The organism is Rodentibacter haemolyticus (genome assembly GCF_015356115.1).
Taxonomy (GTDB): Bacteria; Pseudomonadota; Gammaproteobacteria; order Enterobacterales; family Pasteurellaceae; genus Rodentibacter; species Rodentibacter haemolyticus.
In genome coordinates, this window is sequence record NZ_CP063056.1 from 292,312 (window position 1) to 314,209 (window position 21,898).

Sequence of the window (21,898 nt, forward strand, 5' to 3'; positions counted from 1 at the left end):
GGATTATGACTATGGTATTAGTAACTCGTCAAGCTCCGGATTTTACTTCATCTGCAGTTTTAGGCAATGGTGAAATCGTTGATAATTTTAACTTCAAAAAACATATTGAAGGTAAAGCGGCTGTAATTTTCTTCTATCCGTTAGACTTCACTTTCGTATGCCCTTCCGAATTAATCGCATTTGATCATCGCTATGAGGAATTTAAAAAACGCGGTGTTGAAGTGGTTGGTGTGTCTATCGATTCTCAATTCACTCACAACGCATGGCGTAATACCCCAACCGAAAACGGTGGTATCGGTCAAGTAAAATACGCGTTAGCGGCTGATGTGAAACACGAAATCGCACAAGCATACGGTATCGAACATCCTGAAGAAGGTGTGGCATTACGTGCATCATTCTTAATTGACAAAAACGGCGTTGTACGTCACCAAGTAGTGAATGATCTTCCGTTGGGCCGTAATATTGATGAAATGCTACGTATGGTTGACGCATTACAATTCCACGAAGAACATGGCGACGTTTGCCCTGCTCAATGGGAAAAAGGTAAAGAAGGGATGAAAGACAGCCCTGAAGGTGTTGCAAAATACTTAAAACAAAATGCGGATAAACTTTAATCTTTAAAAATCTTTACAAGAAGCCACACTATGTGGCTTTTTTTATAGATCAAGATCCTTTAGAATAGATGCACGTTTAGCCAAAGTGCGGTTAGTTTTCTATGAGATTTAATGTCCCTACTTTTCTTACTATTTTCCGAGTAATTTTGATTCCTTTTTTTGTTATTGCGTTTTACTTACCAATCGAATCCGCCCCCTTTATTACAACGCTCATTTTCTTTATTGCGGGAGTAACGGATTGGCTTGACGGCTATCTTGCAAGAAAATGGAAACAAACCACACGTTTCGGTGCATTTTTAGATCCTGTTGCAGATAAAGTAATGGTGATTGCCGCTTTGGTATTAATTGTGGAATATCAACATACTTTTTGGGTAACAATTCCGGCGATGATTATGATCTCCCGTGAAATTATTATTTCCGCATTACGCGAATGGATGGCTGAATTAGGCGAACGCAACAAAGTAGCCGTTTCTTGGTTAGGTAAAGTAAAAACGACCTCTCAAATGCTCGCACTCGGCGGATTATTATGGCGATATAATATTTATATGGAAATCCTCGCTATTATCTTACTTTATATCGCCGTCATCTTAACCGTTTGGTCAATGATGCAATATCTAAACGCAGCGAAAGAAACGGTTTTAGATGAAATAGAAACGAAGTAAAGATAATAATAGACTTGTACTTTCACTAAATCAGGCTGCTACGTCTACGGCAAAATCAACAAAAGCCTAACAAATAAAATCAGAGCTCACGGCTGTAGTCGAGTAATAAATCACTGTATATCCTATCAGTGATTTTTTTATTCTCTAAAACACTATTTATAAAAATAGCAACATGAAAAAAATAGTCTGCAGCAAAAAGTTATCACCAGGTTGGAAGAAATATTGCCTAAACGTATTGCTGAAAAATTTAATGATGTTCAAGTAAGAATCAGAACATCGAGCTCACAAGGATTCGATATTTCAAGATTTGATAAAGGCGATAAGAAAAAAATTTTAGAATATCTTGAAGAAATTTGGAATGATGATTCATTGCTTGACGGAATGATGAATAAAAGTAACCAAATAGATTAATGAAGAAAGCGTTCTGTTGGTATATGCCGGCAGACGTTTTTTTATTTTAGCAACACCCCTGATTTTTTGGCAAATGCCAACTTGTCATAATAATTTTGTGATATAGCAACATACCATTTTCATTTCTAAAAACACGCCACGGAAAATTTAACTAATTGTTTCTTAAATAAATTTATTTAAAAAGAAAAATTAACCACTAGCCACGGAATTTTTTCACGTAAAACCCCACGCCACGTAAAATCCACTTCCTCCCCCGCCGAATTTGCGTTAAAAATTTGCATTTTTTCAGTTAAATTTCAAGGCTTAAAGAAATCTAACTATTTGAAGTAAAAGAGATCATTTAATCGAAAGAATAGTGATCTTAACTGTAAAAATTACAACCTTTTACAGTGTTTTACACTTAAAAGAGATCATAGAAAACGAACGGAATGACATAAGCCTATGATTTATAAAAACTTCAGTGATTTTACGTGGAAATTTTCAGAAAAATTAATTTCAGTTTAAAGGACTGACTGGCGATAACCGCCACTAGAAAAACTGTTTAGAAAGAAGATTTGGAATGCTTACGAAATCTTACCGCCACTCTACCGCCACTTTGGTCTAAGTGGTGGGTCGTGAAGGATTCGAACCTTCGACCAACGGATTAAAAGTCCGCTGCTCTACCGACTGAGCTAACGACCCAAGTATAGGATTTTAAAGGAGTTTTTTATAAAAATGGAATTTTATAAAATGGTGCCCGAAGCCAGACTTGAACTGGCACGCCTCGAAAGGCGAGGGATTTTAAATCCTTTATGTTATCTTTTAAAAAAATTACCGTACAACGACTTCTCATCAAATTTGCACGATGAAATAAAAAAAGATCCGTCAGCAAGTAAATAACACCACTGACGGATCCTATTCTACACCTTTTATGTTGCTTGTAAAGGCTTTGTGTCTAGTACACTGAATCTAGGGCTGAACGTAGATCCTCAGGGTCTTCTTCAATGTAACTCATCGTTACTTTCAAATCAGAATGACCTAATATTCGTTTTACATCATAGATGCTTGTTTTATTCTTGATCAACTTTGTCGCTAAAGTATGTCTAAAGCGATGTGGTGATATTTTGCAACGAATAACCTTGGATAATACATTAAAAATATGAGATAGCTGGTGATTACTCATTTTTTCACCTTTACGATAGGTTGAGCTTGAAAAACGATTCACATTAAAAAATTGAGCATCTTCATTATCTCCCATTTTCTTTAATTCATAAGCTATTCTCTGAAAATCACTAAAAAGTATCTGTGGGATCGGTATCTCGTGATATTTATGACTCTTGTTTATATGTGATGGTATACAAATCATTTTTCTTGATAAACAAATATCTTTTACTCTTAATTTCACAAGTTGAGCTCGGCGAATCCCAGTGTATTTCAATACATTAATCAAGCACAACACAAACCACCTTGGTTGTAAGCGTGTCGGCAAGTTAGCTTCATTTTGAAAAAGTAAATCTATTTTTCTAAAAACTACATCATCCAAAACTTTCCTTGGCGCTTTATCTTCTCGTACCATCATTTTTCTGAATGGATTCTCTTTGAGGTTGATAAAGTGTTGCTCTATTGCAAAGTTATAAATGCTCTTTAAATGGCGACAATAATTATTCCATGTCACCGCTTTAATTCGAAATAAAGCCTCTGTTCTCCAATAAACAATATCAGCTTTCGTCAGCCTATTAGGTAATTTATCAGGATAGAACTTTAGTAGCTGGTTTACGACCTTTTGATATGCTTTTTTGGTATCAGGTCTTAATTCACGAAATAAAAAAATTGAGTTAATAATTCATCAAATGTCATTGAATATTTCCTTTTAGTTTTAGCCAGTGATTATTAAACACCGGTTTATTACCCACAAAAAGCTTTACATCTTCAATAAGATATCCACTAAGTGAAGATGTTCTCTTCTGTCCAACCACATCACATGACCAAATATTCCAAGAATCTCCATCAGCATATAAGCGCTTATGAAGCCCTAAATCTTGAAATTGTTTTTGCAAGAATTCCCAATCATCTTGTTTATCACTACCTAGCTTTTCACTAGTATATAACTGAAATATCGCCGGAGTAACCATAAAGAGATGATCTTCGACAAAATGTAATTTTGCATCAGGTTTATTAATATGGATGGACTTTGCTATGATACCTTCCTTTACCCATTTAATAAAATTTTCTGTCGTTAATAAATCATCGTTACCTGTTGTTGGCTTTTCTTTGATTTTTACTTCTGAAATAGGACTTTTTTTACCTTTTGAGTTTTGTCCAACGCTCATTTTAGATGGAGTGTCTACCGGCTCTATACTAGGTTGCTCTGCCTCAGGTAATTTTTCTTCTACTATTTCATCTCCCATATTATCAGGTTCGTTAAGATGTGAACTCGCCAATGAGTCACTAGTATCAAGTGTTGGGAATAAATCTAAGTAAGCACCCAATGGATCTTCATCTGGCTCAGCTTTTATATGATGATCACCTAAGTCAGTATTTAATTCTCCATTTTGCGTGGTTTCAACTACATTAAATGAAAATTCACTACTGATATCATTGTTTCCGTGCGTATCATTAATCCCTAATATAGCGTCAGACTGTATTTTATTTTTTCCATCTTTATCTGTTACACTGACAAAACCGTCAAATAAAGCCGGACGATCATTAATATCTTCCCAAACAACATTAGGAGAAATTCTTAATAACGTAAATGGCTCATTATGAGACCATCCGCTGTTGGAAGTAACTTTACCATACCATATTGCTGTATTTTCCTCTGTGGGTTCAATGAGCTTATGAGCTTGTAGTTCGTCAAACATACGACTGTTTTGACTTGGAACAGATACTCCTTGCTGCATTAAATATGCTCTGATTTTATCTGTGGTACTTTTACTCATGACCCAAAGTGCGTCACCTGTTAACCATCCTTCCCCACCGCCTTTAGGTGCATTTAATTTCATATTTTTAATGACTTCTTTTAATGCAATGTGAAGTTGTTTTGCAAATGAAACTTGCGTTTTCTCACCAATTTTTTGAATATCTCCGCCAAGAGCCATTGTTACACTAATTTGATCTGCTTTCTGAATAATATCTGATAAAACACCGGCTTTATCTGAATGACCATTGATAAAGTACATGAGAGCAGAAAATGCCGTTGGAAATTCAGCAAGCCAATTAAGGGCTTCTTTAGGAATAAACTGCTGTGCGAATACTCCTCCCATCACAGGATGGAGTGAATAATCTCGAGATTTGATATAACGAAAACGATATGGGCTATCTATTTTTCCCTGCCAAGGAAACCAACGGCTCTGATCTTCTAAAACAACCTCAATATCAACCGCACTTTTACCTAAATCATGTAATAATGCAGCATAAATGACAATTGCTGTCCAAACATCTCTCTGTTTAGCTTGCTCTTCCGGAGGAGAATTTGGTGGTAAAACATAATTTTGTCTCAACTTTACGGCAACAGATAACACTTCTAATCCATGATCAAGCATACCACCTGCATGGGCGTGGTGATGACTTTCTGAGGCAGGAAGTAGCTGAACTATTTCCGCATATTTTTCTATTGGTTCTCGATAGAGTGTATTAAACATCTGCAGGGTCATCGATACATTTCGCCAAATATCTGTCAAATGCTGCTCTCTTAGTGGAGTATTGAGTAATTCTGAGGCAGATAATGGTTCATACCACCCTTTAGTTATCAGTGTTTCTTTCGAAGTGTCGTTTTTTTGAGCGTTCGTCACGCGGAATAAAGTTAAGAATTTTTTTAACATTGTGGTAATGCTTTGTTAGGTTTTGTGTATTACAACAGTAACTCAGCGACAAGGTAAAGCAAAAAGTTAATGCAATTTCATTTTGATTTTTTTATACTAGCCCCGAGGCTTTACAAGCAATAATATTTCATAAACATTAAAGGTTTAGCTTTTTAGGTGTAAACCTATAAATAGTCTGAAGTTTTCACAGGTTAACCTATATGAAAGGAGAATAGGATTATGAGTATTGCATTATCGCAAGATTTCCAATTAGAGAATGACAAAAAATATAGTTTTTATACAGATGATGAGCTTGCTCTTTTATATAAATTAGAAAATGGCTTAGTACCAACCAAAACACACGATCAAGTGATGGAGAACCTACGTAAAGCCTTACATTTAGAAGACAAATAATGAAGTTTGATTATAACGTTATTTGGTATGATTTAGCTGAAAGTAAGTTACTAAACCAGGCTAATTACATTTTAGAAAAATCTCAAAATATCATCATTGCAGAGCAGTTTTATGACGCAATCAAGAGCGAAGTAGATAAACTTTCGTACACAGCGGATGTTTACAAATTTCGTAAACGCAAAGAAGTTCCCATTTTAAACGGTAAGTATCAAGTGAAATTTCTTATCGGTCTTGAAAATGTTTACATTGTGGATTTTAAATCCGCTCGTCAGAACACATACTAAAACCAATTTAGAAATTATCAGAACCTTAACACTTATTAGAAAAATTTGTGAATGTTCAACAGCTTTTAAAAATAAAGAAAAGCATCAATATCCATTAAGAATACTTTAGCTTTAATAGGGAATTTATCAAATATGAATAATGATTTAATTTGTGCATTGTGTGAAAAAAGAGATACTCTTCTTAAGACTCATCTTATTCCAAAATTTTTATATTCAGCCTTAACAAAAAAAAGAAAAACCACTGGCTTACTCTATTATGATAAAAGAAACAAGATACACAGGAATATCCCAATGAATCAAATAGTCAAACCTTTACTCTGTAAAAGTTGCGAATGTCTTTTTGCGAATAATGGTGAAAAATGGTTTAGTGGAATTTTAAAAAATAAAGAATACCTATTTGCTTTATACAACGAAATATATTCATATCAAAAAAATACTAATAGCCCAGTTCCCAGCATAGATATTTTACCAAATGATGATTCTTTATACTTTAAATATTTCATTATGAGTATTATTTTTAGGGCTGCATTTATATGGAAAGAAGATAAGTTTAAAGAAGTGAAAATAGCAAATGAAAATTTATTAAAAATCAAAAAATTTCTATTAACAAAGGAAGAGGCAGTTTTATCTGAAGGGTTTCACATTATGTGTTTGATAGATAAAAGGTACTTTGAAGATATTAAAATTATTTTTCCTCAAACCAATAGTAAGGGATATGTTATTTTTTATTTTTTTGGTTTTTACTTTATCTTTTTTCAAGATAAGAAAATTAATAGTAATGATATTCTATCCTTTGGATTAGAGCCTCACCTTTTTAATAAACTTTCTGAAAAACTAAATAATATTAATAAATCAAGCTGTAAAAGTAAAAAGGCTCCTGCATTTTATGCCTTTTAGCCCTTTCGCCTTTTAGCTCTTTCGCCTTTTCGGGTAAGCCCGTTTCCCCTGGAAACGGATTTACCCTTGAACAATTCCCCTTGCCCCTTCAGGGGCCCCTTACCTTTTTGCTCTTTTGTGTAATATAAAAAGTGGGTATAATACTCGTGAAAGATAGTCCCTCACACCACGCAATTGGAGCGGAAATGTCATACTATCCTACTGACTACCCACGTTATTAATACGTGGGTTTTTAGTTTCTTTCTTTGACAGGACAAATGTTCCCTCGGTCATTAAACGTAGCAAGGATCCGCATAGTATACCTCAGTCAGCTTATAATGAGTAGATAGAAAGTTCTAGGCAGTGGCTAGAGAAACAATGTTTTTTACTCCCCATTGTTTTATCCAAACTTATTCTCCATCCATTTCATCTAAAGTATCATAATCGCTATTATCAACCTCCATCTCATTTTCTGCTTCCGCCTTATCATCATCAAGTTCAGATTCTAGAGCCTCTTTATCCACCTCACTTAAAAACTTCCAATAATTACAAATCAATTCATTTTCACCGTATTTTTCCCATACTCCCGGATAAAAATATTCTGCTTCAACATGACAAATCCCTCCCTCATGTGGAACACGAATATTCGCAACGAGGCTATCCGGTATCAGTACAATGCTTAACAGTAAGAATATATGCTGTTTCATTATCTCAACAATTATGTCTGTTTCAGTTCAAAATTCGCCTTCTTTCAATATTGTCTATCTTCTCAATAATCTCAGGAAATTGAATAAAAAACTCTCTGCAACCTAAAGATAATTTATCACTGCTATTTTTATCCTAAACCCTATTATGTTTGGGTTACCACCTTCGTATCAACATTGAGAGGATTGAATTATGTTTTGGTTTAAAAATGCCATTATTTATCGATTAACAAAATGCCTTGATTGGGATTTGACACAATTACAAAATCAACTTAGCGACTGTGCTTATATGCCTTGCGGTGCACAAGATAAAAGTAAATTTGGTTGGATTTCTCCGTTACATGGTTCTGATTTATTACATTTTTCAGTCGGTAAGCAGATTTTATTGGTTGCTAATAAGGAAGAAAAAATTTTGCCGACACACGTAATTAATGAAGAGGTCAATAATCGCATAACCGCATTAGAAGAGAAAGAACAACGTAAACTCAAAAAAACAGAAAAACAAATGTTAAAAGATGATGTGGTGACGAATTTATTGCCACGTGCATTCAGTAGATATCAGCAGACGGCATTATGGATTGATACGGCACAAAACTTAATTTATGTGGATGCAACATCAAACAAGCGTGCAGAAGATATCCTCGCTCTACTACGTAAATCCTTAGGCTCTTTACCGGTTGTTCCACTCACCTTTGCCAATGAACCTAGCTCAATTCTAACAAGTTGGATTACTCAAGATAACCTACCTGATTGGTTAACATCATTAGAAGAGGCGGAATTGCGAGGCAGCCAAGAAGACAGTGTAATTCGTTGCAAAAAGCAACCGCTTGAAGATGAAGAAATGCTCTCACATTTTGAGAAAGGAAAGATCGTTACAAAGCTTCATTTAGATTGGGAAAATCATTTGAGTTTTGCCATTCACGAAGATGGTACATTAAGACGTTTAAAATTTTCCGATAATATTCGAGAGAAAAATGATGATATTTTAAAAGAAGATTTCGCGCAGCGCTTTGATGCTGACTTTGTACTAATGACTGGAATTCTTGCTAACCTAACCAAGTATTTATTAGATGAATTTGGTGGTGAAAAAAGCAGGGAATAATCGAAAAGTATTCATAATATTTACTTTTTATACAGTGGAGAAAAATAATAACTATTGCAATTTTTTTGTTTTAGCATATTTTTTATTCAGTCTATTTACGAAAACGGAGGAAATAAATGGAGGTTTTAAGTGTCATCCTTACTGGAATTATTGCTGGAATAATTATTTTAGTGTGTGTATCTTCTTTGAAGAAAACAAATCCAACACCAATCGCTACATTACTAATATTAATTGGGCTAGGTGGGATAGTTTTTTCACTGATTGAATCTACCTTTAGATAGATAAAATAGCTCCATTTACTTTTAGTAAGTATCAAAAATAGCCCCTATCTGAAGATAAGGGCTAAAATTTAATAAAATACCGGTTCAGTCTCCCAATCAATGTCAAACGGCAATTCTTTTACTGCTTCAGATTCAATAATTTGAATTTCTGCTTCAGTATTTAAATCCTTCCCGTCTAATTTCTTGTTCCAGTTCCCCAATATATGTGCCGGTGTATAGAAATGATGCTGGACTTCGTTTGTTAAACTATTCCCTATTATCACTTCACCCGGAATATGTAAAAGTGACATCTGGATATAACACATCATTGCGGCGGTAAAATCCAAATCCCGTGCTTGTACCCACATTTGCTGTTGAGGATTAAATCCCTCTCGACGTAGATAGTTGTAAGATTCAATAATCATTACACCGGAGCCACACGCAGGTTCTTGTAACGTGAGAAAACCTTGTTTTTCAATGATATGATGGCAAGTCGATAACGTCATTGCAGCCATTGCTTGTGCGACATGAGCCGGTGTGAAATATTGCCCTTTATATCCATCACCTAATTCGAGTGCCATAAAAATAGTGCCTAAAAAGTCATAGGTTTTATGCTCAAGCGCATTTACAACAATCGCACCAAGTTGGGACAATGCCGGTCTTTCGTCTTCGGTATAGCGTTCAAACGCAGTTCGATAACGCTGTTTCAGCGTTTCATTCGCTTGATTTCCATACAAAATAAGATAAAACTCCAGTCCAAAAATGGTTACAAAGTCATAAAACACTTCCGAGCGCCGATAATGTGGTGCTATTGAGTTAAAAAGTGCGGTAAATTTTTTCTCAAAATTCATGGATTGCTCCTTATCAGTAAAATAGGGAGCAAATCCCCATAAGGAACTTGTCCCTATGGGATGAAAAGTGCGGTCAAATTTGATTTGACCGCACGTTGATGGTTATGGTAGGAATTGAGGGTTTAATATCTCAGCCAATGTCCAGCTTGGTGTTTCAGGGAAACTACTTTCATCGAGTCCGGTTTCCCTTGCTGCCGACAAAACAGCTAATTCCCAAATATCTTTTAAGAATTCCTCACTGTTAAGTTTGGATTTCAGAGAGGGGGAGCGTTTTAGGCGTCGCTCAATCCGAGTACGTTGTTCCTTGATTGTCAGAAGCCAGCTACGTCCTTGACGGTTGGGCTGATATTGCCACTTTAACAGGTGCATAATCAACAATTCTAGCCGACTTTCCAACTCGGACAATTCGGAATTACCCATCGTTTCCAATTCCTCTGTTAAATGTTTTACATCTATTTGGTCAAAGGCACCAAGGCTTAAATAGCGAGCCTGCTCATTTGCCCAAGCATATAAATCCGATGCATAAGCAATCGACATCGTTTACCTCCCGTGGTACTGGTTTCACTTGATGTTGAGTATTCTATGAATATTCAGTCATTCAAGTCAAATTATCCCTATGGGATAGAAAAAGTGCAGTCAAATTTGACCGCACTTTTGAAAGTAAAAAATAAAATGAGATTAAGCCGCAAGTTGCACTTCTTGATGGAGTACATCCATCAAATATTGCGTTGCTTCCCTTGCCTGTGATGAGGCACGGAAAATCGCTTTTTTATCTCTCTTCAAGGTTGTAATCCAACTGTCTATATACGCTGCATTTTGCGAGATATCATTACGTACATTGACGTTTGCACATATAAATGCACTGGTCAGTTCGGCAACTAATTCTTCAAACGCATAGCGTTCAGAACCAAATTTATCAAATTTAACAATACCGTCTCGATTTAACCGATCTTTATGTCCGGTAGCATGACCACATTCATGCAATAGCGTGGCATAGTAGTCATCCGCCATGTTAAATTTTTCAAAATCCGGCATCACAATACAATCCCGTTTTGGCATATAACAAGCGCGATCTTGTGCTTTGTTATACAGTTGCATCCCCATTTTGGCAGGCAACGCATCCAAATCCGGTCTAAGGCCCATATCCGCTTTCGGTGAATTTTGTGGTTCCGGGAAATCTTCATAATGTGCTTCTAATCCCTCACATTGTTCAATATTGAACACGTGATGGCCTCGAATAAATATCGAAGATTTCATTTTCGGATCCCCGTTTTCATCAAGAACGACCTTGCCTTCATCATCTTTTTCTTCAAACATATTTTGTTTATATAAGATGATCACGGTGCTTTTCTCGCCGCCTCTAACTTTTCCTCCGAGATGATTTGCCCCCTGAAACGTTACCCACTTACGTTGCGTAAAGTTTTTACGAAGTGTGCTCATCCAAAGAAGTAGGACATTAATGCCGGAATATTGACGGCCGCTTTCACCGTTGCACGGAATGGTCATTTGCGGCCAACCGCTATCCCAAGGTTTTTGCCAAGGCACTGTTCCTTGTTCTAGGGCTTCCACAATCTGGTCTGTGATTTGTTGGTATAAATCTTTAGGTTGAGTTTTTGTATTCATAAGGGTTCTCCAATAAAAAGGGAGAACCCTCACCTTTCGGGAGTAAGTTCTCCCAAAAGGGTTGAATAGTAAGGTTAAATGTCGTTTATTTCAGCTTCTCTGAACGTTACACTAATGCCTTGCAGTTGATACAAGAAATCACTGTATGTTTCATCAAGACTGTTAAACCACGATTTTGAAAAAGCAAGAATGTAGCCATTATTATCAAGATAATCCCAGCTATACAATGTCTCGCCACGTCTTTGTTGATATTTGATAGTTAAATTCATGACCTTTCCTTAGTTAAGGTGGTTGCCTGCACTTAAAAAAGTGCGGTCAAAATTTTTATGATCAATCCGATTCTTTTTCTTTGAGGGCATTTAACGCGCTATAAAAGTCATTGAGTGCGGAACCCCCCTTTGCACTTAATGCACTTTTTGCATAATTGACCTGGTTTAAAAAAGTCTCTTGAAGTTCAAGGCTTGCTTTGTACAGCATTTCAAGTTGTTCAGTTCTACTCATTGTTTTCTCCTTAGATTGCATCAATCTCGTTTTCTGTAATTAGTGCATCGCAGGTCGCAAATGTTGCAGATTTTTGACCGCTTGTTGGGCAAATAAACGAGCTTCTTCAATTGCTTCGCTTACTAGGTAACGCTTATTACCCGCATAGGTTTTATCCTGCCGGTCATAAACACAAAATCCAAGTGAGCGGGTCGCCATTGTGATGTCATTTGATTTACTAATTACACTTGCACTGAGATCAACAAACTTCGTACCTTCCATTGCATCAGCACAAAGCTGAAGTGCACTTTCATACCCAAAATCTTCCGCACTACGGTAATCATAAAAGTGAACAGGTTTCACTTTAAATTCCACACGGTAGTTTGGCGTGTTAATGGTTTCCAGTGCATCATCATCGTCAATCCAAGCGGATTGAATAATGCGATAGCCTAAACGCTCTAATTCTTTGGAAGTATTCTGAACATAATTTTTCAGATCCGTAATAAATTCGTCCCACAGTGCAATGAACACAGGACGATCTTTATAGCGGATACCGTCAAATTCAAAATACTGACCTAAATCGGCACGAACTTCCATCGTATTCCAATGCGAATAGCGATAGCCGAAAGAATTACGAGCTATAGTGATAATATTATCTACCTCGTTGAGGCAGATATGATTTGCCAAAAAGCGAAAACGACGGCGAACCTTGAGTGTTGCCTTCGGATTCATTTCATTGAATAATCGTACCCAATCTCTGGCGTACAATGCACCGTAAAACGCCATCCCATCCCCTTGACAATAGGAAAGTGAATAGCAAATTTGTAATCCTGACGGAAAGCCTGCCTCAACAAGTTTGGCGTTAAAGTAATCAGATAAAATGGTTGACATAATGTGTTCTCCAAAGAAAAAAGGGAAACACAATCCCCAACAGGAAAAGGTTTCCCGTTGGGATAAATGGTTAATGGATAATTTCGACAGAGATTATTTTCCTATCGTCATCAAAACCGATGGTACTTCCGACCGCATAATAGCGACGTATCGTATCTTCATCGGCGCTGATTTGTGTATAGAAAAAATCGCCGTCATCAAAAGCCACTTTGACGGTATGTAGAATCATTGCGACCTTCAAATAAAAATGCACATGGTTTATGCTCTCACGCTTAACACGTTACCCCCTTTACGGTATGGCAACACGGTAAAGAAGTGAAAACTCTGTCCATATTTACTTGGCATCGCAAAGATAAAACGTACGGTAGTATCACCTTCCTTGCGAGACGCCCAAGCAAGACGAGCCTGCTCAGAAAGTTCCTTTATAAATAAAGTATCGCTATGAGGGCGAGACTCTGCATTTTTAAATAAATTTAGACAAGACTGATGTAGTGAAATATTCATTTGTATTTCTCCAAAATAAGATGAGGAAATACATTTCCCGGAGGAAACCTATTTCCTCCAAGGAAAAAACTAAAGTTAATGAATTAATGTGTTAAAAACCAATACCCCATTATTGAAGCTCCAGTGGCGATGCCTACTAATAACATCATTATTGAGGTTTTGATTTTGCTCCGTTTAAGCTTTGCACATTCATTCTCGTGTTCAATTTCTCGTGAGCGATAAATTTCATCAAAGTGCTCTCCTTGTTCAAGAAGACGTTTTTCTACATCATTCTCAATACTTTGGTGAATACCCTGACTTACACCTGAAATTTTATGCCGTGCAAAAACGACCACTTTGCCCAACACCCGACCTAAAAAAGTCGGTTTAGATTGAGATGTTTGAAACGGATCAAATGAATCAACGGAATAAGATGGTGATTTGTTCATGATGAACTCCTTGTAAAGAGTCCAAAAGAAGCACGCCCTATTAGGAATCGCACTCCTAATGGACGGATGAAAGATAAGTATAAAATTGCATTCCTGCCGACGGCAGAGTCCTTTTCAGAATGCTGAGGCACATTTTTGAATCATACTCACCGCAGTGAATACCCAACCTTTCAGATTCCGGTTGGCTACTTTACTATCAACGATAGTGAAAGTTCATTGCGATTATCAGCGTTTTTTATCCTGCTTCAATTTTTAATTAAATTTTTCTCCGGGAGAATTTAATTCTCCCCGTTTTGAATAGAGTTTCCCATTTCTTTTCCTCACAAAACTTCTTAATTTTACCGTACCGAAAAAACCTATTTAATATTGCTTAAATAATGATGCGAAAAATCTCACTTTTATTACTCACTTTATCCCAAGCTATCAATGCTTATGCCCTTCCCTCTTCTATTGAGGTGAATGCGTATACCACGCATTATTACCCCATAAAAAATGCTCAACTTGCTGCCAACATCTACTACTTAGATAGTGTGGAACAACTTGAAGACCAACTTAGCTATCAACTGAGTTCCGATCCACAAATTGCTGAGAACCAAGTTCGTCAAAAAATGCAGACAATGGAATGGAAAAGAACAGAACAATCACTTATCCAATCTTATGTCGGTGTAACCGAAGGCTGGAAAAATGGCATAACGAAAGTGCCGGCTGTACTTTTTACCAATACGGATACAGGAAAAAGTGCGGTTATTTATGGTGAAACGGATATAGCTCGTGCTATTCACCGTTATCAACAAATCATCAGTTTTTAGAGGGAAAAATGAGAAAACAACGTTCAAAATTGTCCGTAGTAACTCTTGCTTATAGCCTAGTATTTTCAGGTTTAACGACCTCTTCTACTACATATGCAATTGAAGGTAAAACAATCAATACTGCAACGATAAGCACGTCTTCCGCTTCTCCTAGCTGTGCGGATTACAAAATTGTAGGAATGTGTTATTGGCTTTTCTGCACACAATTCGGTTGCAAAGTACGCACTTCTACAAAAGTACACCACTTTATTCCGGAAATGGTCGTTTCAACCTACAACCACGATAACCAAAGCCCCTGGACTGAAATGAAAATGCTAAACCAAGGTGCACTAGGCGGTGGGTATCAATCTCTTACTCAAGGTAAATATACGCAACTGACTTTCAAAAATGCCGAAGCTATCGGACATCCCGGCGGGTTATTTCTAAATATGATCGGTTCAATGGGATATTCGTGTGAAAGCCAAACTACCGCCTATATGCCTTACTTTTTAAGTGCGCTCGATTATTTTGCCTGGCGTTATAACATGCCTGAAATGTTTTATCCGGAGGCACTCACGCCCGGAATGCGAGAAGTTCGAAAAAACGGTGATATGTGGGGAAATTTATTTCCTCGAGGTGGTTATGTTTCTCAAGTTCATGATTACAAAGCCTCCGCAGTGGTTGCTCAACGTATTGCAGACATTGTAAGTCGTGATGGTCAATTGCATATTTATCTTCCGGCGACAGCAAAACAACGAGATGGCTATTGGCCACCGGGAGAAGTGAAAGAAGGTGATAAAAAGACCCATAAATGGCAAATGCTAAGCCCTAAAACACAAAATACTTGTGCGATTTTCCCGGACGGAAATGCAACTGATGCCTATGGCGATAAATTATCAAACCAAGAAAGTTACAGTTGGGCTTTATGGCGCCCTTATTCGTGCTGTAAACGTCGAGGTCAAACTTTCCTCGGCAGTGTGGATTGGATGAGTTATTAATATAAGGAAACCAATTAATGAAAATGAAATTAACACCTATCGCATTGGGTTTACTTCTAAGTATATCCCTAAGCTCAAATGCAACAAGTTACACACAAGGTTCTGTGTTATCTGACAAAGTGTTCTATCAAATTGGCGGCGGTTCGGCAATTATGCCTCCGCCGTCAAAAAAACGCATGCATGAATACTCAATTAGTTTAGGTTGGAAAACAAATTTGATGTGCGGTAATTTTGATATTAAAACAACCGTTAAAAACCAATTAAACGGCATCACCGAAGGGTTTAAAGATCTTTACAGCAATGTGATTGAATCTGCAACCGGTGCCGTTGCAAGCCTTCCGGCGATGATCATCCAACGTGCCAATCCTCAGCTTTATGATATTTTGTCAAACGGAATGTACCAAGCAAAAATTGACTTTGACTCCCTAAAAACAAGTTGTGAAGAAATGTCGAGTAAGCTTGCCGATCATGTGATGGGAAACAAATGGCTGGAATCCGCAAAACTTGAGAACTTCAAGGAGATTGTTTCAACTGAGACAGATGCTAAAAAAGCAAAGAAAAAATCAGAAAAGGAGATGGGTAAAAAAGGGCAAACCTGGATTGGCGGAGAAAAGAAAGGCGGTGAAGGTCAAGAGCGTATTGAAGTGCTGAAAGACGTCGTAAAATCAGGTTTCAATATTCTACAAGGACGAAATGTATTAGATAAAAGCAAAGTGCCGGAAACGCAATGTGACGGTATGCTTTGTACAGAATGGCACTCACCTGAAGAAGCCGCTGAATGGGTACGTGATGTGTTAGGTGATAAATCATTATCCACTTGTGAAACTTGCGGTACACCGGCTTCAACAAAAGCCGGGACAGGATTAGCGCCGAAAATTGAGGATGAAACCATCAATGTTATGACTCATTTCCAAGACGTGTTAAATAGTCGCAATATCACCGGCGCACAATTAGCCGCTATCAGCTCAAGCACTATGCCAATAACACGTAGTCTTATCGAATCGTTGCGTGAAGATCCGGATGCGGTTGTACTCGCCACCCGTCTATCACAAGAAGTCGCTATCTCTCGAACGATTGAAAAAGCACTTGTTGCCCGTCGTATGATCCTTGCCGGCATGCGAGAACCCAACGTGAGTGTAAATACTATCGCACAAGAAGAATTAACGGCAAATTTAACCGCACTTGATCGCGAAATTGAGCAAGTCAAATTAGAAATGGATATTCAAAAAGCACTCACGAATAACACGGCGATAGCAATTCTAAATAACCGAATCAGTGATACACAAAGTGCGGTTGAAAGTAATAGTGCCGACGATTCTGATAACAAATTTAGAAATTTAACCAAAGAACAAGGTGCTAACAGCATAGATAACCGTAACAGCCAAAACTTTAGTGCGAAAGACAGAGAAATTGTTCTCCCAATCCCCAACCGTTCTTCAGGCGGATTAGGGAATATTAATGGACGTTATAATGGTGCAACCTCACCAAGTTCTTCAGGAACCATAAATACCCCATCGGGAAACTATAATCGTATTCCGGCGATTAATGGAACCGCATTTGAACAAGCTACCGGATTGTTGAGAAAATTTGAAGGATTTATCAATCAAGCCGCTTGGGATGTGAATGCGCATCGTGCCGGTTATGGCTCAGATACAATAACAAGGGCTGATGGTACCGTTGTGAAAATTACACCGGGAATGAAAGTTTCTAGAGAAGATGCTGAGCGTGATCTAACTCGTCGCACCCAAGAGTTCGCAAATCGGGCAAAACGTGATATTTCACCGGAAGCTTGGGATAAGTTACCACCAAATGCACAAGCAGTATTAACCTCATACGCCTATAATTACGGCTCTTTAACAAAAACCCAAAGCGTCATTACTGCTGCACAAGAATCAGCAAGAACAGGCGATATGACAGCACTGGCTAATGCCATACGTAATCGACAAGTTGATAATGGCGGTGTAAATGCAAGACGTCGAAATCAAGAAGCCGATTATATTCTTGGTAAATAAAAACGAGTATAATTTGACTTAATCATTCAATCGAAAAGGAGAATGCTATGTACAAAAAAACTTTAAAACTCACTGTCTTAGTTGGTGCTCTTTTTAGCGTGATGTCCACTCAAGCAGCAGTCAATCCAATATTTTCGTGTACGGCTAAAAACGGCAAGCCGGTCAAAGTTGAGAAAGTGGGAACGGATTACGTACTATCCTACCAAAATCTAAAGGTTAGCAATGCCTTTGAAGCGATGAAAAAACGTAATAACACCCATGTCTCTAATCATTCCGGTTACATTCTATTTTCGCTAGAATTTGCCGATAAACAAGATAGCTATTATGTACAATATCGGGAATCAATGGGTGATGCAAAACCACTCTATGCCGGCGTATTCAAAGTGTCAGGGAATGAAAATCCGAAAGAATATGTCGTATGTAACACGAAGAAACCTGTCATAAGAAATTTTGAACTTCAAATCGACGAATAGGATTTCAATTATAGGCGATAAGTATGGGAAGCGAATAGCTTCCCATTTTTCCTTTACATAAAATTTCTTGTATTATCATCAAATAAAGCCAATGCTAAAACATATGGAGAGAAATATGGAAGGTGTTGTAAGTCTTTTAAAAAATAAGAGAAGTCAAGACGTAAGATTGCCTGTCAATTTTGAATTTGATACTAAAAAAGGTTATGTGCGGAAAGAAGCAAATGGTGATGTTGTGTTACCAGTACGCTCAAAACGACAGTCTTCTTGGGATAAAATGTGGGAAGCATTAGACGAAATTAATGAAAGCGATTTTCTCACACAAGAAGAACGTCGCCAAGATGTATCATCTCAAGATCCTTTCGATAGAATTACCTAATGTATATATACTTGTATTGTGCACAAAACTCCCGGAACACTTCTAGGAGAACCACGTAAACCGGTTATAACCATGACATATCTGTGAGCAACACTTTTTAGATCAAATAATTTAAGGCTAAAAATATTTGAATTTTTATATTTGATCTGTACGGATAAAAACCGTACAATAAAATAATAAAGGAGGAAAATTATGGCAACAGCAAGATTTGAGGCTCGCATGCCCCCTGAGATTCATTTATTATTGAAACGAGCCGCTGCTCTCGAAGGACGTAGTTTGAGCGATTTTGTTATCAGTGCAGCATTATCCGTGGCAAAAAAAACCGTTGAACAAAATGATATACTTCACTTGACAGTGAGTGATCAGATGCTTTTTACAAACGCATTAATTGCTCCCCCAACTCCCAATGCGGCAATGCAAAAGGCATTAAATCTAAGTTCTGAACTTTTGGGGGAATAATGCCTTCAGCATTTAAAATAGTTCCCTTCAATAAAGAGTTTGAACGAAACAAATTTGAAAGTGAATCGGAGCCATTAAACAATTACTTAAAAAAACAAGCATCACAGGATATCAAACGGCGTATCACATCATGTTTCTTGGCGATAGATGAAAAACAAAAAATAATGGGTTATTATACTTTAGCTTCTATGAGTATTTCATTGTCAGATTTACCAGAGATACTACAAAAGAAACTTCCTAGATATCCAACAATACCTGCGGTTCTACTCGGTCGATTAGCCGTAGATAAACACGTTACAGGGTTGGGATTGGGACAGGCTTTATTAGGTAATGCATTAAAACGCGTGATCAACTCAGATATCGCTGCATATGCAGTCATTGTGGATGCTAAAGACGAAAGAGCCGTAAATTTTTATTTAAAATTTGGCTTTATTAAATTCCAAAATGAATCAAATAGATTATTTTTTCCCTTAGCAGGAGTAAAGGATTTTTTACAAACTCACCGTATGCAACCTATTGTAACTTAAATAATTGAGCGCTTGATTATTTCATCCCAAGCTCTTTATATCAAATGATAATTTATTAGCAATATGTATTCTCTAACACCTAAAGAACAATTATTTTTTAATGATGAAGAAAAATATTGGGAAAAACACCTACAATCTAAACACCTGATGGGTATTGAAGAATTAGAGAATGTAGCACAGTCAGCTATAAATGGTGGCGTACTTATCAGATTACTTGGTATGGAAAATGCGGTAGAACGAGGATAATCTTGATTTCCAAAACAACCTAGTTAAGTTTATTTATCACGTTATGTTGAGTACAAAAATCAAGCAAAAGCTTGACTCATTACTGTGTGACCCAATATCTTGATAACATCTTCCTCATAGGCAAAGAAGAACGGGAAAAACGTTATTAAGCATTCCTATAATGTAACCGGAGGGCATATGAAATTTCCTCGAAAAAGACAGCTATGGCGATATTATCTCCTCGCATTCTATACGATTAAGTATATTTTATTTCGTTTCAAAAAATGGCAACACCCTAAAGCGTTAAAAGTTGTTTATGGGATAGTGGTTACTGCTGTTATTCTTGTAGCTTTGTATCTTTCTTTTATTATTGCTGTATTTGCATTTATTTTGGGATTAGCATTTCTGATACTCAAATTTGGAAGTAAATTCGCAAATTACGAAGATTGCTATGACTATTTGACTCCCTCCAACTATTTTAATCCATCCAACCCTTTTGGGTATGATAATGATGAACACTATTATGATAATTAAAAATACCCCGTTATCAATATAACGGGGTATTTTACTATTTATAGTTATAGCTTATTTTGTGAGCTGCCTTTCTATTTTTGTAGTACCACTCTGTGTTTGTTTATTTACTGTATTATCAGCACTTCTTGATATCGCACCAGCTAGCTCACCACCGACTTTCACTCCTGCCCAAGACATCATACCAAACCACAATGCAGGAAAAATAAAGAACATCGTTGCGATCACCAGTTTCACAATTAATCCATCTTTTTCATTGAGTAACCCGGAAAAATTCCAATTTAATGCTGCTTCACGCCAAGTTTCGGTGTTTGAGTACGTACTGCTATTATACAATGTATCAATCAGCCATGTATCCAACCAACGAGCTAACTCCCACCAAAAAGACAGAAAGAAAAGCCCAAATTGAACAAAGGTTAAAGCCATCATCACCCTGATACCATATAACCCTATCGTCATCACAATTGGCATTGCTATAATAACGGCAAGAGACACGAGTCCTTGTATCATCGGTAATGATTCTCTCATTGCATCAAATCCGGGCAATGCTGCGATATCAGCCACCGCAATCCCAGCTGCCGAAACAGTTCCGGCAAGTGCGTTTTTCATCCATTGAACAGGAGCAAATTCACCTCCGGCTCCCACAATGTTATTACCGTACCCTTGATAAACAGGTTCACCACCTGATACATACAAATTTGAAGGACGTACGATACTGCGGACTATCGTTTCTACACCACTATTATAAAGATCAGGTGAAATTGCCCTTTTTAGTTGTAAAAAAATACTATCATCTACCGTTTCGATAATTCGCTTACGTAATCCAACATCCGCATCAGACCACCAAACCTTACAACTTGGGTATCCTCCATTGCCGGTATTGGGTAAAGCATCATCACGTGGTAATTCATATTGCCAGAATGGTTGAGGCGTTTTAGCCCGATATTTATCATAAAACCCCGGTGTATTGACTAAAAGGCTTGACCCAATCCAGTCCAAATCTCGAGATTGCGCCTCATCCAGCTCAATTTTCTGACGACGAACTTTAGCACGAGCGGGTAAAAAACAATCTTCCGCAAATTGCTGAATTTCTTGGCGTAGAACCGGGCTTTTAATACGTGTATGCTGTACATCAAAACGCAATTGACGTAAATCCGGTTTACATGGAATGGTTGCGATAGCACCATGTGTAAATCCTTTACCGGCGGTATACACAAACGCCCACCAAAGAGGTAAGGAGGCAGTTTGCCCACTCAATTCGGATGACAGTCCCTTCATCCCCAAATCCGTTGGTTTACGCACCGTATAACCGCATTCTTTCATTCTTTCGGTGTCGAACTGTAACGTGCCATAAGAGACGTTAAAAAGCGGTAAACAGGTAAAAATCATGACAATCAAGCTTCCATAAACCGCATTCTCAAGCCAGGCTGCAAGCAGTTTACCTTTATTCCCTTCATCATCCCCTTGTTCACGGGCTTTCATAAATAAACGAATAATATGCGCAAGAAATGGGATTGCAAATAGACCGGTATCAACCATTAAGTCCCAAATACCGTTACTGATAATCCAACCCAGTAACGTTAAAAAATATTCATAATAACTATCAACCGTTAAATAAATGAACAT

At 37.3% G+C, this 21,898-nt stretch carries 28 protein-coding genes and 1 tRNA gene; 16 read left to right on the forward strand and 13 right to left on the reverse strand.

Annotation, left to right across the window (positions count from 1 at the left end; all coding sequences use genetic code 11):
* Positions 1 to 11 precede the first annotated feature (11 nt).
* The 3 genes from IHV77_RS01435 (at position 12) to IHV77_RS01445 (ending at position 1,687) form a co-directional block, all read left to right on the forward strand.
* A complete protein-coding gene (locus tag IHV77_RS01435; protein WP_194813189.1) occupies positions 12 to 614 on the forward strand; it encodes a peroxiredoxin C in 603 nt (200 codons plus the stop codon).
* 101 nt (positions 615 to 715) lie between these two features.
* Positions 716 to 1,276: a CDP-diacylglycerol--glycerol-3-phosphate 3-phosphatidyltransferase gene (gene pgsA, locus IHV77_RS01440; RefSeq protein ID WP_194812395.1), complete on the forward strand. Its 561-nt coding sequence runs from the start codon at positions 716 to 718 to the stop codon at positions 1,274 to 1,276.
* A 222-nt stretch (positions 1,277 to 1,498) separates the two neighbouring features.
* Entirely contained in the window at positions 1,499 to 1,687 is a 189-nt protein-coding gene (locus IHV77_RS01445) for a DinI-like family protein (RefSeq protein WP_232842169.1), read from the forward strand.
* A 605-nt stretch (positions 1,688 to 2,292) separates the two neighbouring features.
* Here IHV77_RS01445 and IHV77_RS01450 read toward each other — a convergent pair.
* From IHV77_RS01450 to mobH, 3 genes are all read right to left on the reverse strand, one after another.
* Positions 2,293 to 2,368 (reverse strand) — tRNA-Lys (locus tag IHV77_RS01450).
* A 253-nt stretch (positions 2,369 to 2,621) separates the two neighbouring features.
* A complete protein-coding gene (locus IHV77_RS01455) occupies positions 2,622 to 3,341 on the reverse strand; it encodes a tyrosine-type recombinase/integrase (protein WP_194812396.1) in 720 nt (239 codons plus the stop codon).
* 178 nt (positions 3,342 to 3,519) lie between these two features.
* Positions 3,520 to 5,487 carry a MobH family relaxase gene (gene mobH / locus IHV77_RS01460; RefSeq protein WP_194812397.1) on the reverse strand — a complete coding sequence of 656 codons (1,968 nt, stop codon included), beginning with the start codon at positions 5,485 to 5,487 and terminating at the stop codon, positions 3,520 to 3,522.
* Between the two features lie 219 nt (positions 5,488 to 5,706).
* Here mobH and IHV77_RS01465 point away from each other — a divergent pair, with 219 nt between their 5' ends.
* The 3 genes from IHV77_RS01465 (at position 5,707) to IHV77_RS01475 (ending at position 7,061) form a co-directional block, all read left to right on the forward strand.
* On the forward strand, positions 5,707 to 5,880 hold the full coding sequence (locus IHV77_RS01465) for a hypothetical protein (RefSeq protein WP_194812398.1): 174 nt from the start codon (positions 5,707 to 5,709) through the stop codon (positions 5,878 to 5,880).
* Positions 5,880 to 6,164, forward strand: a complete 285-nt coding sequence (locus tag IHV77_RS01470; protein WP_194812399.1) for a type II toxin-antitoxin system RelE/ParE family toxin — start codon at positions 5,880 to 5,882, stop codon at positions 6,162 to 6,164. Before IHV77_RS01465 ends, IHV77_RS01470 begins: the two co-directional genes overlap by 1 nt.
* 132 nt (positions 6,165 to 6,296) lie before the next feature.
* Positions 6,297 to 7,061, forward strand: coding sequence for a hypothetical protein (locus IHV77_RS01475; RefSeq protein ID WP_194812400.1), 765 nt, complete (start codon positions 6,297 to 6,299; stop codon positions 7,059 to 7,061).
* A gap of 389 nt (positions 7,062 to 7,450) precedes the next feature.
* Here the strand turns inward: IHV77_RS01475 and IHV77_RS01480 are convergent, their stop codons facing one another.
* Entirely contained in the window at positions 7,451 to 7,747 is a 297-nt protein-coding gene (locus IHV77_RS01480; RefSeq protein WP_194812401.1) for a hypothetical protein, read from the reverse strand.
* Positions 7,748 to 7,937: 190 nt separating this feature from the next.
* Here IHV77_RS01480 and rdgC point away from each other — a divergent pair, with 190 nt between their 5' ends.
* A complete protein-coding gene (rdgC, locus tag IHV77_RS01485) occupies positions 7,938 to 8,846 on the forward strand; it encodes a recombination-associated protein RdgC (RefSeq protein WP_194812402.1) in 909 nt (302 codons plus the stop codon).
* Positions 8,847 to 9,195: 349 nt separating this feature from the next.
* On the opposite strand, the gene IHV77_RS01490 is transcribed toward rdgC, so the two are convergent.
* The 6 genes from IHV77_RS01490 to IHV77_RS01515 form a co-directional block, all read right to left on the reverse strand.
* Entirely contained in the window at positions 9,196 to 9,957 is a 762-nt protein-coding gene (locus tag IHV77_RS01490) for an N-6 DNA methylase (protein ID WP_194812403.1), read from the reverse strand.
* A 102-nt stretch (positions 9,958 to 10,059) separates the two neighbouring features.
* Positions 10,060 to 10,494 (reverse strand): DUF29 domain-containing protein, encoded by a 435-nt coding sequence (locus tag IHV77_RS01495; protein WP_194812404.1) that lies wholly within the window; start codon positions 10,492 to 10,494, stop codon positions 10,060 to 10,062.
* A gap of 141 nt (positions 10,495 to 10,635) precedes the next feature.
* Positions 10,636 to 11,580 carry an ArdC family protein gene (locus tag IHV77_RS01500; RefSeq protein ID WP_194812405.1) on the reverse strand — a complete coding sequence of 315 codons (945 nt, stop codon included), beginning with the start codon at positions 11,578 to 11,580 and terminating at the stop codon, positions 10,636 to 10,638.
* Positions 11,581 to 11,654: 74 nt separating this feature from the next.
* On the reverse strand, positions 11,655 to 11,849 hold the full coding sequence (locus IHV77_RS01505) for a hypothetical protein (RefSeq protein ID WP_194812406.1): 195 nt from the start codon (positions 11,847 to 11,849) through the stop codon (positions 11,655 to 11,657).
* A gap of 61 nt (positions 11,850 to 11,910) precedes the next feature.
* Positions 11,911 to 12,081 (reverse strand): hypothetical protein, encoded by a 171-nt coding sequence (locus IHV77_RS01510; RefSeq protein ID WP_194812407.1) that lies wholly within the window; start codon positions 12,079 to 12,081, stop codon positions 11,911 to 11,913.
* A gap of 39 nt (positions 12,082 to 12,120) precedes the next feature.
* A complete protein-coding gene (locus tag IHV77_RS01515; protein ID WP_194812408.1) occupies positions 12,121 to 12,951 on the reverse strand; it encodes a hypothetical protein in 831 nt (276 codons plus the stop codon).
* A 1-nt stretch (position 12,952) separates the two neighbouring features.
* On the opposite strand from IHV77_RS01515, the gene IHV77_RS01520 reads away from it, so the two are divergent.
* Positions 12,953 to 13,174 carry a hypothetical protein gene (locus IHV77_RS01520; RefSeq protein ID WP_194812409.1) on the forward strand — a complete coding sequence of 74 codons (222 nt, stop codon included), beginning with the start codon at positions 12,953 to 12,955 and terminating at the stop codon, positions 13,172 to 13,174.
* 35 nt (positions 13,175 to 13,209) lie between these two features.
* On the opposite strand, the gene IHV77_RS01525 is transcribed toward IHV77_RS01520, so the two are convergent.
* A complete protein-coding gene (locus tag IHV77_RS01525) occupies positions 13,210 to 13,455 on the reverse strand; it encodes a hypothetical protein (protein ID WP_194812410.1) in 246 nt (81 codons plus the stop codon).
* A gap of 83 nt (positions 13,456 to 13,538) precedes the next feature.
* Positions 13,539 to 13,883 carry a hypothetical protein gene (locus IHV77_RS01530; RefSeq protein ID WP_194812411.1) on the reverse strand — a complete coding sequence of 115 codons (345 nt, stop codon included), beginning with the start codon at positions 13,881 to 13,883 and terminating at the stop codon, positions 13,539 to 13,541.
* Positions 13,884 to 14,260: 377 nt separating this feature from the next.
* On the opposite strand from IHV77_RS01530, the gene IHV77_RS01535 reads away from it, so the two are divergent.
* The 8 genes from IHV77_RS01535 (at position 14,261) to IHV77_RS01570 (ending at position 19,762) form a co-directional block, all read left to right on the forward strand.
* Positions 14,261 to 14,692, forward strand: a complete 432-nt coding sequence (locus tag IHV77_RS01535; RefSeq protein ID WP_228550024.1) for a TIGR03757 family integrating conjugative element protein — start codon at positions 14,261 to 14,263, stop codon at positions 14,690 to 14,692.
* 8 nt (positions 14,693 to 14,700) lie between these two features.
* Positions 14,701 to 15,669 (forward strand): TIGR03756 family integrating conjugative element protein, encoded by a 969-nt coding sequence (locus IHV77_RS01540; RefSeq protein ID WP_194812412.1) that lies wholly within the window; start codon positions 14,701 to 14,703, stop codon positions 15,667 to 15,669.
* Between the two features lie 17 nt (positions 15,670 to 15,686).
* The gene (locus IHV77_RS01545) at positions 15,687 to 17,681 is read left to right on the forward strand and encodes an integrating conjugative element protein (protein WP_228550025.1); all 1,995 of its coding nucleotides are present in this window, start codon (positions 15,687 to 15,689) and stop codon (positions 17,679 to 17,681) included.
* Positions 17,682 to 17,728: 47 nt separating this feature from the next.
* Positions 17,729 to 18,154, forward strand: coding sequence for a hypothetical protein (locus IHV77_RS01550; RefSeq protein WP_194812413.1), 426 nt, complete (start codon positions 17,729 to 17,731; stop codon positions 18,152 to 18,154).
* A gap of 115 nt (positions 18,155 to 18,269) precedes the next feature.
* Positions 18,270 to 18,530, forward strand: a complete 261-nt coding sequence (locus IHV77_RS01555) for an antitoxin (protein WP_228550026.1) — start codon at positions 18,270 to 18,272, stop codon at positions 18,528 to 18,530.
* A 192-nt stretch (positions 18,531 to 18,722) separates the two neighbouring features.
* Positions 18,723 to 18,989, forward strand: a complete 267-nt coding sequence (locus IHV77_RS01560) for a type II toxin-antitoxin system TacA family antitoxin (RefSeq protein ID WP_194812415.1) — start codon at positions 18,723 to 18,725, stop codon at positions 18,987 to 18,989.
* The gene (locus IHV77_RS01565; protein ID WP_194812416.1) at positions 18,989 to 19,516 is read left to right on the forward strand and encodes a GNAT family N-acetyltransferase; all 528 of its coding nucleotides are present in this window, start codon (positions 18,989 to 18,991) and stop codon (positions 19,514 to 19,516) included. Before IHV77_RS01560 ends, IHV77_RS01565 begins: the two co-directional genes overlap by 1 nt.
* A gap of 63 nt (positions 19,517 to 19,579) precedes the next feature.
* Positions 19,580 to 19,762, forward strand: coding sequence for a hypothetical protein (locus IHV77_RS01570; protein ID WP_194812417.1), 183 nt, complete (start codon positions 19,580 to 19,582; stop codon positions 19,760 to 19,762).
* A 564-nt stretch (positions 19,763 to 20,326) separates the two neighbouring features.
* Here IHV77_RS01570 and IHV77_RS01575 read toward each other — a convergent pair.
* Positions 20,327 to 21,898, reverse strand: a complete 1,572-nt coding sequence (locus tag IHV77_RS01575; RefSeq protein WP_194812418.1) for a conjugal transfer protein TraG N-terminal domain-containing protein — start codon at positions 21,896 to 21,898, stop codon at positions 20,327 to 20,329.